General features: G+C 36.0%; 14 protein-coding genes and 3 pseudogenes. 15 read left to right on the top strand and 2 right to left on the bottom strand.

Annotation, left to right across the window (positions count from 1 at the left end):
* The first annotated feature begins 71 nt into the window (after positions 1–71).
* From Ana3638_RS18070 to Ana3638_RS18000, 15 genes and pseudogenes are all read left to right on the top strand, one after another.
* A complete protein-coding gene (locus tag Ana3638_RS18070) occupies positions 72–1,388 on the top strand; it encodes an HDIG domain-containing metalloprotein (RefSeq protein ID WP_161839282.1) in 1,317 nt (438 codons plus the stop codon).
* Positions 1,389–1,588: 200 nt separating this feature from the next.
* Positions 1,589–2,086: an rRNA maturation RNase YbeY gene (gene ybeY, locus Ana3638_RS18065; RefSeq protein WP_161839281.1), complete on the top strand. Its 498-nt coding sequence runs from the start codon at positions 1,589–1,591 to the stop codon at positions 2,084–2,086.
* A 26-nt stretch (positions 2,087–2,112) separates the two neighbouring features.
* Entirely contained in the window at positions 2,113–3,216 is a 1,104-nt protein-coding gene (locus Ana3638_RS18060) for a DUF3048 domain-containing protein (RefSeq protein WP_161839280.1), read from the top strand.
* 94 nt (positions 3,217–3,310) lie between these two features.
* Positions 3,311–4,939, top strand: coding sequence for a putative polysaccharide biosynthesis protein (locus Ana3638_RS18055; RefSeq protein WP_161839279.1), 1,629 nt, complete (start codon positions 3,311–3,313; stop codon positions 4,937–4,939).
* Between the two features lie 186 nt (positions 4,940–5,125).
* Positions 5,126–5,869: a BofC C-terminal domain-containing protein gene (locus tag Ana3638_RS18050; RefSeq protein ID WP_161839278.1), complete on the top strand. Its 744-nt coding sequence runs from the start codon at positions 5,126–5,128 to the stop codon at positions 5,867–5,869.
* A 328-nt stretch (positions 5,870–6,197) separates the two neighbouring features.
* A complete protein-coding gene (locus Ana3638_RS18045) occupies positions 6,198–7,235 on the top strand; it encodes a sulfate ABC transporter substrate-binding protein (protein ID WP_161839277.1) in 1,038 nt (345 codons plus the stop codon).
* Between the two features lie 105 nt (positions 7,236–7,340).
* Complete coding sequence (gene cysT / locus Ana3638_RS18040; RefSeq protein WP_161839276.1) at positions 7,341–8,165, top strand: sulfate ABC transporter permease subunit CysT; 825 nt, start codon at positions 7,341–7,343, stop codon at positions 8,163–8,165.
* An 81-nt stretch (positions 8,166–8,246) separates the two neighbouring features.
* A complete protein-coding gene (cysW, locus tag Ana3638_RS18035) occupies positions 8,247–9,077 on the top strand; it encodes a sulfate ABC transporter permease subunit CysW (protein WP_161839275.1) in 831 nt (276 codons plus the stop codon).
* A 12-nt stretch (positions 9,078–9,089) separates the two neighbouring features.
* Positions 9,090–10,147 (top strand): annotated as a pseudogene (locus tag Ana3638_RS18030) (sulfate/molybdate ABC transporter ATP-binding protein).
* Between the two features lie 31 nt (positions 10,148–10,178).
* Positions 10,179–11,902: pseudogene (locus Ana3638_RS26870) on the top strand (adenylyl-sulfate reductase subunit alpha).
* Positions 11,886–12,203, top strand: a complete 318-nt coding sequence (locus tag Ana3638_RS18020) for a 4Fe-4S dicluster domain-containing protein (protein ID WP_161839274.1) — start codon at positions 11,886–11,888, stop codon at positions 12,201–12,203. Before Ana3638_RS26870 ends, Ana3638_RS18020 begins: the two are co-directional and overlap by 17 nt.
* A 79-nt stretch (positions 12,204–12,282) precedes the next feature.
* Positions 12,283–13,082 (top strand): annotated as a pseudogene (cysD, locus tag Ana3638_RS18015) (sulfate adenylyltransferase subunit CysD).
* 14 nt (positions 13,083–13,096) lie between these two features.
* Positions 13,097–14,485: a sulfate adenylyltransferase subunit 1 gene (locus tag Ana3638_RS18010; protein ID WP_161839273.1), complete on the top strand. Its 1,389-nt coding sequence runs from the start codon at positions 13,097–13,099 to the stop codon at positions 14,483–14,485.
* Positions 14,470–14,811 carry a hypothetical protein gene (locus tag Ana3638_RS18005; RefSeq protein ID WP_161839272.1) on the top strand — a complete coding sequence of 114 codons (342 nt, stop codon included), beginning with the start codon at positions 14,470–14,472 and terminating at the stop codon, positions 14,809–14,811. Before Ana3638_RS18010 ends, Ana3638_RS18005 begins: the two co-directional genes overlap by 16 nt.
* 330 nt (positions 14,812–15,141) lie before the next feature.
* Positions 15,142–15,795, top strand: a complete 654-nt coding sequence (locus Ana3638_RS18000) for an HAD family hydrolase (protein WP_161839271.1) — start codon at positions 15,142–15,144, stop codon at positions 15,793–15,795.
* Between the two features lie 43 nt (positions 15,796–15,838).
* Here the strand turns inward: Ana3638_RS18000 and Ana3638_RS17995 are convergent, their stop codons facing one another.
* Together Ana3638_RS17995 and Ana3638_RS26440 are read right to left on the bottom strand one after the other, a co-directional pair.
* Positions 15,839–16,417 (bottom strand): helix-turn-helix domain-containing protein, encoded by a 579-nt coding sequence (locus Ana3638_RS17995; protein WP_330587638.1) that lies wholly within the window; start codon positions 16,415–16,417, stop codon positions 15,839–15,841.
* Positions 16,418–16,491: 74 nt separating this feature from the next.
* Positions 16,492–16,701: an AraC family ligand binding domain-containing protein gene (locus tag Ana3638_RS26440; RefSeq protein ID WP_161839269.1), complete on the bottom strand. Its 210-nt coding sequence runs from the start codon at positions 16,699–16,701 to the stop codon at positions 16,492–16,494.
* Positions 16,702–16,756: the final 55 nt, after the last annotated feature.

The raw sequence follows: 16,756 nt of genomic DNA, 5'->3' as shown, positions 1-16,756 counted from the left end.
GACTGAATAGTCACAAAGTTTATAGAAAATACAAAAGTTAAGTCTGTTTAAACAGACAGATGGGGGTTTTTGTGAAACATCTTAGTACTGCCGGGAAAAATCTGCCTATATCATCACTTGGCGGAATATTGGGAATTCTATCTGTTTTCGTCATAGTATTCTTTGGTCGTATGAATGGAGTAGAATTAACCACAGTTTTAAAATTATGTGTACTTTCCATAGTTCTCTTATTCATTGCATTGTTTTATATCACTTATCAAAAAATAAAAGAGCTACCAGGATTTTCCGTTATTTTTACATTAATCTATATATCTTCCTTGCTAATTATAATGTTTACAAAAGAAAGACCGGAATTAACTGTGTGGATGTCCGGTGGTTTGTTAATAGCCATACTGTTTAATATGTATCTTGGTTTTTTTGTTATGTTTAATTTCATATTGATCACCAGTTTGGCAGGTGGATTGGATATAGAATATATTGTGTATCTGCTTATTCTTGGTACATTTATGTGTCTGCTTTCCAGCTTTATGAAAAGGATAACAACACTTGGTTATACTGCAATTATAATTTTGTCCATGCAGCTTATACTAATCTTTATTATTAATAATTTTATAATGCAGAATTCACTGAATATAACTGCCCTTTATTCTTTAGTTTCAAGCTTGGTATCCATTGGTTTTTCCTACTGGATGTATACTATTTATATAAAAAAGGCGAAACCGGTTTTGGTTACTCAGGGGGATGAGCCTAACCTATGGAAGAAAGAATCTAATGATAGGAATGATTCAATTTTTACAGAAAGCGAAAGTAATAAATTAACCGCAGATAATATTGCAGCAGAAATCTCTGCGGAAAATACTCAGGCATATAATATGGATGAAATACTGGATACGGAATTTCCTTTGCTGCTCCGCTTAAAACAACATTCCATAAAAGTGTATAAGCATTCCCTGCTAATTAGCGAAATTGCCGGTATGGCTGCGAAAGCGGTAGGAGCTGATGAAAATAAGGCAAAAGCCGGTGGTCTTTATCATGAAATAGGAAGAATTGAAAACAAAGAATATATTGAGGAGGGAGTAAAATTAGTAGAAGAATATCATCTGCCTGCTTTTATTGTTGACATTATCCGCCAGCATAATATTAAATATGAAAAGCCAAAATCACCGGAAGCAGCTATCATTATGATAACCATCAGTATTATCGCAACAAAAGAATATCTGGAAAAACAAGTGAAAAGTAATAGCGGTGGCAAACAGTCAGTTAACATCCCCATTGAAAAAATAGTAGATAATGTTTTTCAAATGCGGTTAACCAGAGGCAGTCTGGATGAATCCGGATTAACTTTAAAGCAATATAATCAATTAAAAGAATTTTTTCTACATATGTAACCAGTTTATAACCGAAGAATAAATAGACAATTGCGAAACTATATCGTTTTTCGAATACATCATACAATGGATACTTGTTTCTGGCTTCAATTCCCCTCTGTGCAGGATTCGGCTCTGAAATTATATTATTTGTATGGTACATAAATACAAGTACCGTGTTTCGCAATTGCTTAAGTATTATAAAATAGAAAGGAAATAAAATGACGTTAAATATAGAGTATGAGACAGATATTAAATTAAGCTTTGATTATGAAAGTATTATTGCAAAAGTAGTTGAAAAGTCCCTTGACAGGGAGAAATGTCCATATGAAGTGGAATTAAACGTGATTTTAACGGATAATCAGGAGATTAAAGAAATCAATAACAATTACAGAAGTATAGATGCACCAACCGATGTGTTATCTTTTCCTATGATTGATTACAAAACCCCGTCAGATTTTTCAGGCCTGGAAGAAGAGGAAGATAATTATTTCAATCCGGAGACCGGTGAACTTTTACTGGGAGATATTATTATTTCCGTAGAAAAGGTTATAGTACAGGCGGAACAATACGGCCATTCAGCCGAACGGGAGCTTGCGTTTTTAACGGCACATAGTATGATGCATTTGTTTGGGTATGATCATATGGAAGAGGAAGAAAGAATAATCATGGAAGAAAAGCAAAGGAATGTGTTGGACGAGCTCCATATCTATCGCTGATACTTTGTATAACAGGAGATAAAAATATGAAAAAAAGTGTTATTTTATTATTAATCTTAATTATGATTCTTTCAATGGCAGGATGTAAAAAGAAAGATAATACCGAAATAAAACCAACAGTTACGCCAACGGTGACAGCTACCCCTACACCGACAGCTACTCCAACACCATCACCAACAGTAAAACCTGAAAATCATGACGGAGAAGCAAAAAGTAAATTAACGGGGCTTTGGGTTTCAAAAAAAGTAAGTAATAAAAGACCTTATGCTATTATGTTTAATAACATTAAGAAAGCTTCCCCACAAAGCGGTACTTCTGAAGCTTCCATTTTATATGAAGCACTGGTGGAGGGTGGGATCACCAGAATGATGGGTATATTTGAAGATCTTAATAAAACCAGGATTGGTTCGGTTCGAAGTGCGAGACATTATTTTGTCAGTATCGCAGATGAATACGATGCAATTTATGTTCATTATGGAGAGACCACCTATGCAACGAAGAAAATCAGTGCTTTAGGTATTAATAATCTAAGTGGATTAACCGGTATAGGCGATACGGTATTTTATCGGGATCATTCCATACCTGCACCGCATAATGCATTTGCGACGAAAGAGGGTATATTAAAAGGTACGGAAATTAAAGGTTATGAAACAGAATATCCTAAAGATTATGAAGGACATTTTACGTTTTATGATAAAGATACAAATTTAAGTTCAGATAAGAATGTCAATAAAATAACACTTAAGTTTTCTAATTATGCCAGCCCATATTTTACTTATGACAGTAAAGAAAAGTTATATGACCGTTTTCAATTTGATACCAAACATATAGATTACAATACGGGCAAACAGTTAGCCTATAAAAATATTATTGTACAGTTTGTTAAGGAATGGAATATAGATAAAAATGGATATCAAACCATGGATATTGAAAATTCGGAAGGAAAGGGTTATTATATAACGAACGGCAAAAAAGTTGATATAACCTGGAAAAAGAATGAAGGTACAAGAAAGATGCGGTATTATGATGCACAGGGTAAAGAATTAACGATTAATCCGGGTAAAACCTATATTGCACTTTTCCCGAATGACAGAACAGAAGATGTTGTACTTTCAGATATAGGGCAATAAAAGATATTATATTTTATATTATTATTACAAAAGAATGATTATCATAAGCCGCCTCTCATCAGGCGGCCGGCTTATGTTTATATAGGAGGATTTTATGGGAACAGGTAAGAAAAGTAACAGTTTTTTGGTGCAGGGAGGAATATTGGCAGTCGCTTCCATAATTGTGAGGCTAATTGGCCTGCTTTACCGTATTCCCTTAACCAATATTATTGGAGATGAGGGAATTGGTTACTATTCCAATGCATTTGCAATCTATAATATTGCTTTGATTTTATCCTCCTATAGTTTACCGTTAGCTGTCTCAAAATTAGTTGCCGACAGGAGAGTAAAGAAGCAATACCGCAATTCTTACCGTATATTTTTATGCGCAATGGGATTTGCTATTGTTGTGGGCACCATAGCATCTCTGGTAATTTATTTTGGAGCAGATTTTTTAGCCAATTCCATTTATGAGTCTCCCCGCAGTGCGATCCCTCTTAGAATATTGGCTCCAACGATCTTTGTTTTTGCTGTGATGGGCGTTTTAAGGGGTTTTTATCAAGGAAAAAATACAATGCTGCCAACTTCCCTATCCCAGGTATTAGAACAGATCATTAACGCCATTGTCAGCATTGTAGCAGCATATTATTTAATGAAATATCATAGTGCCTCACCGGATATAGCTGCATTTGGAGCAGCAGGCGGCACGCTGGGTACTTTTATTGGAGCTTGTGCGGCACTTATCTTTTTGGCCTTTATTTTTGCCTTATATAAACCGATTATAGATAAACAGTTAAGGAAAGATACCGGAAATATACGGGAATCCTATCCCGACGTGTTTAAAGTCCTGTTGGTTACCATAGTACCGGTTATCTTAAGTCAGACGGTTTATCAAATCAGCGGAGTTTTAGACGGTTCCATTTTTGGACATGTCCTTTCAGAGAAAGGCCTGGAGGAAGCGTCAAGAAGTGAATTATGGGGTATCTATTCCAATAAATATAATTTACTGATTAATGTTCCCGTATCCATTGCTTCCGCTATGGGTGTGGCAATTATTCCAAGCCTTGCAGCTTCAAAAGCAGGGGGAACAAATTATGAAGTGAAAACCAAAGTACATCAGGCTGTTAAATTTAATATGATCATTGCTATACCGGCAGCGGTAGGTATGGGTGTATTAGCTTCTCCGATTCTGCAGTTATTGTTTGGAGATGCCAGGGTATTACCGGCTAATTTATTACGTATTGGTTCTATCGCTATCGTATCCTTTGCTTTATCAACCATTACCAATGCGGTTCTACAGGGAATTAATATGATGAGAATTCCGGTTATCCATTCTGCAATATCCCTGGTTATTCATATAATACTGTTATACATACTATTGCAATTCTTTAATTTAAGTACCTATGCTTTGGTAATAGGTAATGTAACATTTTCTTTGGTTGTATGTATTTTAAACTGGATTTCAGTAGGGAAGAATCTAAATTATAAACAGGAAGTGAAAAAGACTTTCTTAATTCCGGCGGTTTGTTCTGTTATTATGGGAGCTCTGGCATTTATAACTTATTTTGGGTTACATAGTTTAACCGGAAGGAATTCGATCAGTACTTTGGTGGCTGTTTTTGTTTCTATTATAACCTATGGCTGTTTATTGTTATTATTTAAAGGGCTTACGGAGGAAGAATTACGAGAAATGCCCTTGGGCAGAACATTAGCACGAATTGCCGGTAAAATACATTTGATATAAGCTGATTATGATAAGTAAATGATAGCAAGTATATCATTATAAAAATTTATTTATTAATTGGTTTTGAAATAGAAATAACAAATAATGTACATTAATAAAATTATAGTATTTAATTTTATAGTATAAAATTTTATAGTATAAAGTGGGAAAAACTAGTGAATACTTAATGCCAAAGGAGTGATTTTTGTGAAAATCAAGAAGGCATTAGTTTATTTCATTAGTTTTTTTTCATTATCAGTAATGTTCTCCGCCTGTTATTATATAAGTTATAAAAATGCGTTAAGAGATTTTAATGAAAGTGCGGTAGAGCGGAATAATGAATTTATATTATCATTAGAGAAAAACGGATATTTGCAGATTGGTAACCAGGTTGCGGCGAATAATCAGGCTCAAACACAGGAACCGATACAAAGTACCGAAGCAGAGTCAAATATTACGGTTGAAAATACAACAGATACAACTGTTCCGGTTGATCAGGTTAAGGAAGATACAGTCTTACCTGCAACCCAATATACTTTACAGACATATGATGTAAAAACAGGAGTAACCAGTGAAGAAGTATTACCAACGCCAAGTTATTTAATTGGTCTGAATCGTGAGGAAGTAATCCAGTACCTCAATGACTATATGCAGGATTTACCGTTAAATGAATTTCAAAAAGGTCTGATTTCCTTTGAGGTCGTTAAATTTTCAAAGGATGATATTACTCTGAAAAAAACATATAATACAGATAATGCGGAATACAAGTATTATCTTAAAGCGCAGAACGGTTATATCATTGCTTATTACGGGGATCAGAAGACAGTATTCGATTATACGGGAGTTTCAACAGAAAATCTTTCCGCAGCTGAACAGCAAAAGCTTGAAGAGGGGATTCCTGTTAAAGATCTGGACGAGTTATATGCCTTGCTAGAGAATTATTCCAGCTAAAATAACACAGATTAAGAAAACTGCAATAGATACTTGCAGATTAAGATGAGTAAATAAGATACCCATAGGAACATTATATTAAAAAGGATTTGTTTTTTTATGAATTAAGTTTATTGCTTAAATTTATAAAATTACAAGTCCTTTTTTCATATTTGTGAAATTAAGTATGCATTATGATCAAATAAATTCATAAAACTAATAATTATTAAAAGAAATGAAATTAAATTTATAAATATCTAAATTCATATTGACAAAGTAGGAAATGTCTAATATAATGATAAAAATCGTTAAAATCATATTAATCAAATATGAAAAGGAGGAAATATACATGAGAAGAAAATCCCTATTAACTGGAATCATTGTATTGGCTTTGACCATAACAGGTGTTTCCGGATGCAATACTAAAGATACCAGTCAGCAAGCAAAGGAAGTTTCTTTACTTAATGTTTCGTATGATCCTACAAGAGAATTTTATACAGAATATAATGAAGCTTTTTTAAAGTACTATAAAGAAAAAACAGGAATACAGGTTACCGTAGAACAAAGTCATGGTGGTTCGGGAAAACAGGCAAGAGCAATCATAGAAGGACTTGAAGCAGATGTTGCTACATTAGCCCTGGCTTACGATATTGATGAAATTGCAGATTCCGGTTTGCTGGAGAAAGAATGGGAAAATAAATTTGAGGATAACAGTGCACCTTATACCTCTACTATTGTCTTTTTGGTAAGAAAAGGTAATCCTAAAAATATTAAGGATTGGAATGACCTTATCAGGGAGGACGTATCCGTAATAACCCCAAATCCTAAAACATCAGGCGGAGCCCGTTGGAACTATCTGGCCGCATGGGGATATGCATTGACTACATATAACGATGACGAAGCAAAGACAAAAGAATTTGTAAAAAAATTATATTCCAATGTGGAAGTTCTGGATTCAGGCGCCAGAGGTTCAACAACTACATTTGTAGAAAACGGAATCGGTGATGTATTAATAGCCTGGGAAAATGAAGCTTATCTGGCTGTGAAAGAATTAGGACCGGAAAAATTCGAGATAATTGTTCCCTCAGTCAGTATATTGGCAGAACCCTCCGTTGCTGTTGTAACGGAGAATGTGAAAAAACATAATACGGAAGAAGTATCAAAAGAATACATCAATTACTTATATTCGGAAGAGGGCCAGGAGATAGCAGCAAAAAATTATTATAGACCCAGAATGGAATCCATAGCGGAGAAATATAAAAATCAATTTAAAGAAGTGAAACTGTTTACATTATCCGATAAATTTGGGACCTGGAGAGAAGTTCAGCAGACTCATTTTGCAGATGGTGGTATATTTGATCAGCTTTATGGAGAAATCAGCCAATAAATATGCAATGCTTTACTAATGAAATTAGAAGGTTGATTTATATGATTATTCAACATCCCACCATGTTTATTGCAATAAAGAAATTAAATGAAAAGGGGAAAGAAAATGGCCCGTAAAAATAGCGTTGTTCCAGGTTTTAAACTTACCTTGGGAATTACACTGGCATATTTATCAATTATTATCTTAATCCCATTATCCTCCATAATTTTTAAAACTGCTGATTTGGGATTACCGGAGTTTATCGAAGCAGCCTTTAATAAAAGAGTTTTACATGCTTATGGTGTAAGTTTTACCAGTGCTTTTTTGGCAGCATCTATTAATGTAGTATTTGGTGTTTTACTAGCCTGGGTCATTGTAAGGTACAATTTTCCTTTCAAACGGATTATGGACGGTATGATTGATCTTCCCTTTGCACTTCCGACTTCGGTAGCAGGTATTGCTTTAACTGCCCTTTATTCGGAAAATGGATGGATTGGCAGCCAGTTGCTTAAATTAGGTTTAAAAGGTTCCTATACTTTATTTGGTATTACAATCGCCTTGGTTTTTATAGGAATACCGTTTGTAACCAGGAATGTTCAGCCGGTGCTGGAAGAGCTGGATAAGAGTGTTGAGGAAGCTTCTTTAATGCTTGGTGCAACCCGCTTTCAGATATTTCGTAAAGTTATATTACCTGAGTTGATTTCACCGATATTGACCGGATTTTCCCTGGCTTTTGCCAGGGGAATCGGGGAATATGGATCCGTTGTTTTTATATCAGGGAATATGCCAATGAAAACGGAAATAGCTCCCTTGCTTATTATGTCAAAACTTGAGCAGTTTGATTATGAGGGGGCAACTGCTATAGCTATCGTTATGCTTTTTGTTTCCTTTATCATGTTACTGGTTATGAATCTGCTTCGTATCAGAACCGCTAAATTCTTGAAGGCCTAAAGTCAAAGAAAATTTATATGATAGGGAAGTTAAGCTGAAGAAACAAAAAGTGTTTTATAACTTCAGATAGGGGGTGTTACTATGAAAGAAAATAATAATCAAATGACAGAATCAAAAGGGATAAAGTTACTTCTGATTGGCATCGGTATAATTTTTTTAACTGTCATGTTAATTCTTCCTTTATTTTTAATCCTGGCAGAAGCACTGAAAAAAGGCCTGGGAGCTTACCTAGGAGCGATTACTGATAAGTATACGGTAGAAGCATTACGGCTGACGTTGCTTGCTACACTGACTGCCGTAGCAGCCAATACACTGTTTGGTATTACGGCGGCCTGGTGTATTACTAAATTTAAATTTAAGGGAAAGCAGTTTCTGACAACATTGATAGACCTGCCTTTTTCGATTTCGCCTGTTATAGCGGGTCTGATCTTTGTCCTTACTTTTGGCAGAAAAGGACTATTTTATGATTTAATGGATCGATTCGGCATAAAAATAGTTTTTGCACTGCCAGGTATATTACTGGCCACCGTATTTGTAACATTTCCATTTGTAGTTAGAGAACTGATACCTCTTATGGAGGCACAGGGATACGAGGAAGAAGTTGCTGCTGCAAGTATGGGAGCAAAAGGGTTTACTATATTTCGGAGAATTACATTACCCAATATAAAATGGGGGTTATTATACGGAATTATATTATGTACGGCAAGAGCAATGGGAGAATTTGGAGCTGTGTCGGTTGTCTCCGGCCATATTAGAGGAAAAACGAACACGCTGCCTTTACATATTGAAATTTTATACAGTGAATATCAATTCTCGTCAGCCTTTGCAGTATCCTCTTGTTTAGTAATTATAGCCATACTAATTCTGATTCTTCGAAACATAGTTGAGTGGAAAGCCAAAAAGAGCAGATAGGAAAGGAAACTTATGTATATAGAAGTTAAGAATTTAAACAAATCATATGGAGATTATAAAGCCTCCAGAGAAGTCAGTTTTACTATCAAAAAAGGGAATTTAGTCGCCCTGCTGGGGCCAAGCGGCAGCGGTAAAACCACAATCCTTAGAATGTTAGCAGGTCTTGAAGGTCCTGACTCAGGAGATATCTATATTGATGGTAAACGGGTCAATGACATATCCCGGGGGAACGCGGAATTGGATTTGTATTTCAGAATTATGCTTTGTTCCGTCATATGACCGTTTATGAAAATATTGCCTTTGGCTTACAGATTAAAAAGGTTAGTAAGGCAGATGTCAAACGAAGAGCGGAGGAATTAATTGAGTTAGTGGGGCTTAAAGAACTGGATAAAAGATATCCTCACCAGCTTTCCGGTGGTCAAAGACAAAGGGTAGCTTTTGCCAGAGCCCTGGCACCTAACCCCTCCGTGCTTCTGTTGGATGAACCTTTTGCAGCCATTGATGCAAAGGTTCGTAAAGAACTCCGCAACTGGTTAAAGGATATGATTCATAAATTGGGTGTAACCAGTATTTTCGTAACCCATGACCAGGAAGAAGCTATTGATGTGGCAGATGAAATTATTGTTACCAATCTGGGTGTGGTGGAGCAGAAAGGAACTCCTGTTGAAATATATAAAAATCCATTAACGCCATTTGTAGCACATTTTATCGGGGAATCCAGTGTAATTGAAAATGCCGGAATATTTAAAGGATTTAAAGATTTGTATGAAGATAAAAAATCCATTATAAGACCTGAATTTATAGAAATTGGCAGGATGGAAGAATTCAGCAATCCCTCTGCTGCTGATAAGGGGATTATACGTAATATTAATTTCCATGGTTCTTCCTGGGAAATTACAGTTGATATTAATGGCTGTCAGCTGTCCGGCTACCGTTCTCTGGAAAAGGCTCCTCTTAAAGAGGGAGAGGAAGTTGGGGTACTGATTCACAGGCTTTATTTATTTGATGATCAGGAAACCAAGATTATCGAAAATAAATTAAAAATTGATCCAATGCCGGTATATATTTAGAATTTACTATAACTTAAAGGAGCGAACACGGGTGGTATTAAAGAAAAAGAAACTTTATACGGATATTTTAATCATCGGCGGCGGAACTGCAGGCTGTTATGCTGCTATTACTATAACCGGACAAAGTGATAAGAAGGTAATAATAGCAGAAAAAGCGAATATAAAGCGTAGTGGTTGTCTGGCAGCCGGAGTAAATGCACTGAATGCTTATATTGTCAAAGGAAAAACTCCTGAAGATTATCTGGAATATGTAAAACAAGATGCGAATGGGCTGATACGGGAGGACCTGGTATTAACCATGGCGGAACGTCTCAACAAGGTAACCCGTCATTTGGAAAAACTGGGTTTAGTTATTTTAAAAGATGAAAATGGAGAATACGTTACGAGAGGTAACCGTAATATCAAAATTAACGGAGAAAATATTAAACCTATTTTAGCTGATGCGGTATATGAACAGGAAAATATAAAAGTCATAAATAAGGTTAATATCATTGATTATATTGTCAAAGACAACTGTGTCTTAGGTGCATATGGTTTCAGTATAGAAGAAAATATTTTTTATATCATTTATGCAAAAGGTGTCATTTGTTCCACCGGTGGTGCAGCCGGAATCTACAAACCTAATAATACCGGATTTTCCAAACATAAAATGTGGTATCCTCCCTTTAATACCGGTGCCGGTTATGCTATGGGAATAAGAGCCGGAGCAGAAATGACTACATTTGAAATGCGCTTTATTGCATTAAGATGTAAGGATACCATCGCTCCAACCGGAACCATAGCACAAGGGGTATCTGCTCCCAGATTAACAGTTTAGGTGAAATCTATGATAATAAATATGGGGCACCAACCACACCGAACCGGGTTTATTCTACAGTTGAAGAAAACAAACAGGGCAGGGGGCCCTGCTTTTTAAAGACAGAGGGAATCAGTCCTGAAGCGGAAGAAGAATTATTAAAGGCATATCTTAATATGGCACCGGCACAAACCTTAAAATGGATGGAACGAGGGGTTGGACCTGCAACAGAAAATGTAGAGATAGAAGGAACAGAACCTTATATTGTCGGCGGTCATACCAGCAGCGGATACTGGGTGGATACAGACAGGCAGACCACAATTGCCGGGTTATATGCCGCAGGTGATGTGGCCGGAGGATGTCCCCAGAAGTATGTTACAGGCAGCCTGGTAGAAGGAGAAATCGCTGCGGAGGCAGTAATCGGGTATATTACTACGAAATCCACCCGGACGCGAAATTGTCAACTAACTGAAATTTTGTCCCAAGAAGCTTTCATTGAGGAAGAAGATAAGAAATACGAAGAAATTTCAAACTATTTTGTTAATCCGGGGGGTGTTTATACCGTGAATCAGCTGGAAGAAGCCATGCAGAAAGTAATGGATGAATATGCGGGGGGAATATCCGGCAACTATGGCTATAACGAGGTGAAACTTACAATAGCTAAAAACAGGATACAGGATATTATAAAATTAGCAGGAAAACTTCATGCAGATGATAATTATGATCTGATGAAAATCTATGAATTAATAGACCGCCTTGTGGTAGCCAAAACAGTAATTGCCCATTTACAAGCCAGAAAAGAAACAAGATGGCATTCGTTCCAGGAAAATCTGGATTATCCAGAGCAAAATGATAAGGATTATTTTGTATATATTAATTCTATTTTAAAAGACGGTGAAATTCAAATTATGAAAAGAAATTTTGTAGATCGGAGGCAGACTTATGAGCATAAGAATTAATCCTGATTTATGTGTCGGATGCGGAAACTGCAGGGAAGTATGTCCTGGATCCTTATTGTTCAAAGATAAAGAGAATAATAAAACCTTTATCAAATATCCGGATGAATGCTGGGGTTGTACCTCCTGTCTAAAGGAATGCGAATTTGAAGCAATCTCATATTTCTTAGGAGCAGATATCGGCGGAAATGGCACTACAATGCATGTGAAAGAAGAGAAAAAAGAACTTCATTGGTATATAGCAAATCACGATGGCAGTAAAAAGATTATCACCATAGATAAAACGAAAGCAAATTCTTATTAAGGATAGAGCTGGCAGCAGGTAATTTTTTACCGGCTGATAATCAATATGGAAAATCTAATATGAAAGAGGAGGACTTAACATGAATCATTTAGATGAGTTAGAAGCAGAAAGTATCTATATACTTAGGGAAGCATATAAAAGTTTGGAAAACTGGGTATGCTCTGGTCCATTGGAAAGGATTCAACCGTACTTATGTGGTTGGCCAAAAAAGCTTTTTACGGTTACTGCCCATTTCCCTTTATCCATGTAGATACTACCTATAAGATACCCCGGATGATTGAATACCGTGATAAAATTGCTAAGGAATTAAATATAGACCTCATAGTACATACCAACGAGGAAGCTGTGAAAGCTGGTATGGGACCGGACCATGGAAGACTGATATGCTGCAAAGCTTTAAAAACAGACGGATTACAGCAGGTTGTGGAAAAATATGAATTTGAAGGTTTGATTTTAGGTGTCAGACGGGATGAAGAAGGTTCCCGTTCCAAAGAAAGAGTATTCAGTGAAAGAAATAAAGACTATGAATGGGATTATACCAACCAGCCTCCGGAACTTTGGGACCAGTTTAAAACGGATTTTCCGAAAGGCAATCATATCCGTGTTCATCCGATTCTTCACTGGAATGAGATTGATGTGTGGGAATACATATTAAGGGAAAATATTCCTTTAATAGATTTATACTTTGCAAAAGACGGAAAACGCTACCGCAGTTTAGGCTGTGCTCCATGTACCGGTACCATTGATTCAACTGCAAGTACCATTGAAGAAATCATTGAAGAATTAAAACATACGAAAACCAGTGAACGTGCAGGCCGTGCCCAGGATCAGGAGGATGCATATGCCATGCAGAAGCTCCGTAAAGATGGTTACATGTAAGGAGGACCGAAAGAATGAGCAAGAATAGAGAGACTTTAAAGATTGTAGTAGTAGGTCATGTTGATCATGGTAAATCAACAGTAATCGGCCGCCTGTTATACGATACCAATTCTTTGCCGGAAGGTGCTATTGACAGGGTAAAACGTATTTCAAAAGAAAAAGGAAAACCTTTTGAATATGCATACCTGTTAGATGCCTTTGAAGAAGAACAGAAACAGGGCATTACCATTGATACCACCCAGCTTCAGTTTTTTACCAAGAGAAGAGATTATGTAATAATTGATGCTCCCGGTCATAAAGAGTTCCTAAAAAACATGATATCCGGTGCGGCCAGTGCAGAAGCGGCACTGCTTGTAATTGATGCCAATGAAGGAATTAAAGAACAGTCCAAAAGACATGGTTACATCTTATCTTTATTGGGAATCCAGAAAGTTTATGTAATTGTAAATAAAATGGATTTAATTGACTATTCCGAAGAAACATATCATGCTATTAAAAAGGAATTCAATGAATTCTTAAATTCCTTACAGGTTACTCCTTTAGATTATATTCCAATCTCCGCATTTTATGGTGAGAATATTGCAAGTTATTCTGCAAAAATGCCCTGGTACCATGGTAAACCCATCTTAGAAGCCATTGACGAGATTCCAAAGGATAAGGATATTTCTCATAAACCGTTGCGTCTCCCCATACAGGATGTCTATAAATTTGATAATAGAAGAATTATTGTGGGCAGAATAGAAGCCGGAACCTTAAAGGCTGGGGATGAGATACACATAACACCCGGTAATAAAACTACCAGAGTTAAGACAATAGAAGCCTGGGTTCAAAAAGATCAGACCGATGTGGTATCTGCCGGACAATCGGTGGGTATTACAGTGGAAGATGAGTTTTTCAACAAACGTGGAGAGATTATCAGCCATAAGGATGTTATACCCGTTGTTTCCAACCGTTTCCGTGCCAATGTGTTCTGGATGGGCAAAAATGACCTGGTTACCAATAAGAAGTATAAAATCAAACTGGCAACGGCGGAGGTAGAAGCTGAAATTAAATCTATTTTAAAAGTTATTGATGCCAGTACCTTATCCGGTGAAGAAAAGGCATTGAGAGTTAAGATAAATGATGTTGCTGAAATCATCGTTGAAACCAAGGAATCGGTTGCTTTTGATGAATTCAGAAACAGTAAGGTAACAGGCCGTTTTGTTATTGTTGACGGTTATGATGTCGCCGGCGGCGGTATTATCTCCAAAGCAGAGGAAGCGGCGAATTTAAAGAGCGGATTTGTTAAGGATGACCTTTACTTAAACAGCAGAATTTTTGATGAATATTATTACAGTGTTCAGGACAATAGTATTAAAATGTTCAGACAGATAATAAGCTGTATCATGTGGGTAACGAAATAGGCACGGTTGGTGATACTTATTCCTATCCGGATTCTTTTAACATAATAGGTATCCGTGATGGTGTCGTTGTTAAAATACGCGGCAGGATCATAGAAGATATATTGGCTTTACAGGATTATACCTATGATAATCTGCCGCTTATCAATGCAAGAGGTTTTGGTATCCGTGTTAGTACGAAAGAAGAGTTTGAACAATTAATGGAAGAACGTAATCGTAAGCTAAATATTACTACAGATGTAGAATTTTCCAACCAATGGTTTTCCTTAGATCAATATAAACATATTAAATTCAATGAGGACGTTTATACGATTGAATATAATATATAAAATGTAGATATTAATGCAGCTTTTTCAGCCAAAGAGTAAGAACTTAGTTTACAGTTATTAAGTTCTTTTTCTCTTTGGCTGCTTTAGTTAAAACGAAATGTCAGTTAAATTTGAAAACTGTATCTATTGCAAATTAGAATAGAATGTAATAAACTACCTAATAGTACTCATTTTCAGACCCATTGCTGATATAAAAATGAAATTATGGTCATTAAAGAAAGCAAGAGTGACAAGTATATGATTTTAAGCATTGATATTATGCTAAATAACCCCATAAATACTATTTATTTAGAACAGTGAAACTATGGAAGAAAAAATGGAGGCTTATATATGATAGAAAGTGTAGTTTTTGATATGGATGGTGTTCTATTTGATACGGAAAGAGTGTGTAATGATGTCTGGCTTCAGGTTGGAGAAGAAATGAATATAAAAGATATTGATATAGCCATAACGAAATGTGTAGGATTAAATTCGGTTGATACCAGACAGTTCTTTTTAAAACAGTTTGGATCTGATTTCCCGTATGAAAAGTTTCGGGAACGTTCCTCTGTATTATTTGGAGAAATTATAGAAACAGAGGGTCTTCCGGTAAAACCGGGGGTGTTTGAACTACTTAACTTTTTGCAGGAGAATGATTATAAAATAGCATTAGCTACTTCAACTAATAAAGGGAATGTTATGAATTACCTTAATAAGGCAGGGATCACCCATTATTTTCAGGCAATCGTAACAGGTGATATGGTTGAACACGGAAAACCGGATCCTGAGATTTATCTAAAAGCATGTATGGAACTTGGTTCCATACCGGAATGCAGCATAGCCATAGAGGATTCCCCCAATGGTTTAAAAGCCGCCTATCATGCCGGTATGAAACCAATTATGGTACCGGATTTAATTCAACCGGATGAAGAAATTAAAAAATTAATAGATGGAAAATTTGATTCCTTGTCAGAAGTAATAAATTATTTGCAAAACTGTAAGTAGAAGTGACAATACATATTATATAGGCAATTGCAACAATGTATTATTAAATCGGAGAATAATTAAGTTTTCGGTACTTCGCCGGTGTAATTCCTTTATATTTTTTAAAGGATTTGATAAAATAACTTAAATTATTAAAACCGACGCCAAAGGATATATCCGTTATGGATGTGTCTGTATTAAGCAATTGATAGCAGGCACGTTCCACCCGGTAATAATTTAAATAGTCAATCGGACTTTTATGAGTCATTTCCTGAAAAAAGCGGCAGAAATATTTTGGTGACATACCGGCTGCTTTGGATAACTGTTCTAAGGTTATCTGGTCGGGGTAGGAATTCTCTATTACTTCCAACACCTGTTTTAATTGCAGAATACGTCTGTGGTTCTGTGGTGTCTGCAGGGAATCGGTTACATAATCACCGTTTTCTAATATAATTCCCAAAAGCTGATAGAGGCAGCCTTGTACAATTAATTGGTACCCGTACTTTTTATGATCCATAACATCAAACAATTGCCATACCGCTTTATGAAATTCCGAAGTTTCTTTTTTATAAAATTCTTTTATATTTATGACATGATTCATGATGTCCTGGATAAATTTCTGACAGACATTATCTTTTTTCAAAAGCATATTCATGTCAAATACAATACATTCGTATATACAACCCTCCGGTATCCCGGCATGCAGCGTCCCGCTGTTTATAAAATTACATCACCCTGTTCTGCCCGAATTTCATTTTCATCCAGAGATATGGTAAAAGTACCCTCCAAAATACGAATAATTTCATATTCTACATGCCAGTGATAAGGCATGGCATATTGGGGGTGCTGACTGTCGATATGATAAAATTCTATAGGAAAATCAAAGGTTCCGCGCATTTTTCTTTCATTATAATCTATATATTGCATATGACCCCCTGAATGTGAAAATTGTTATATTTTTTGCTATTATATCACAAGTATT

Origin of the sequence: Anaerocolumna sedimenticola (genome assembly GCF_009931695.1) — a bacterium.
Lineage (GTDB): Bacteria > Bacillota > Clostridia > Lachnospirales > Lachnospiraceae > Anaerocolumna > Anaerocolumna sedimenticola.
Note: the sequence above shows the minus strand (reverse complement) of the source record. Positions and strands in the feature narration are given on the sequence as shown.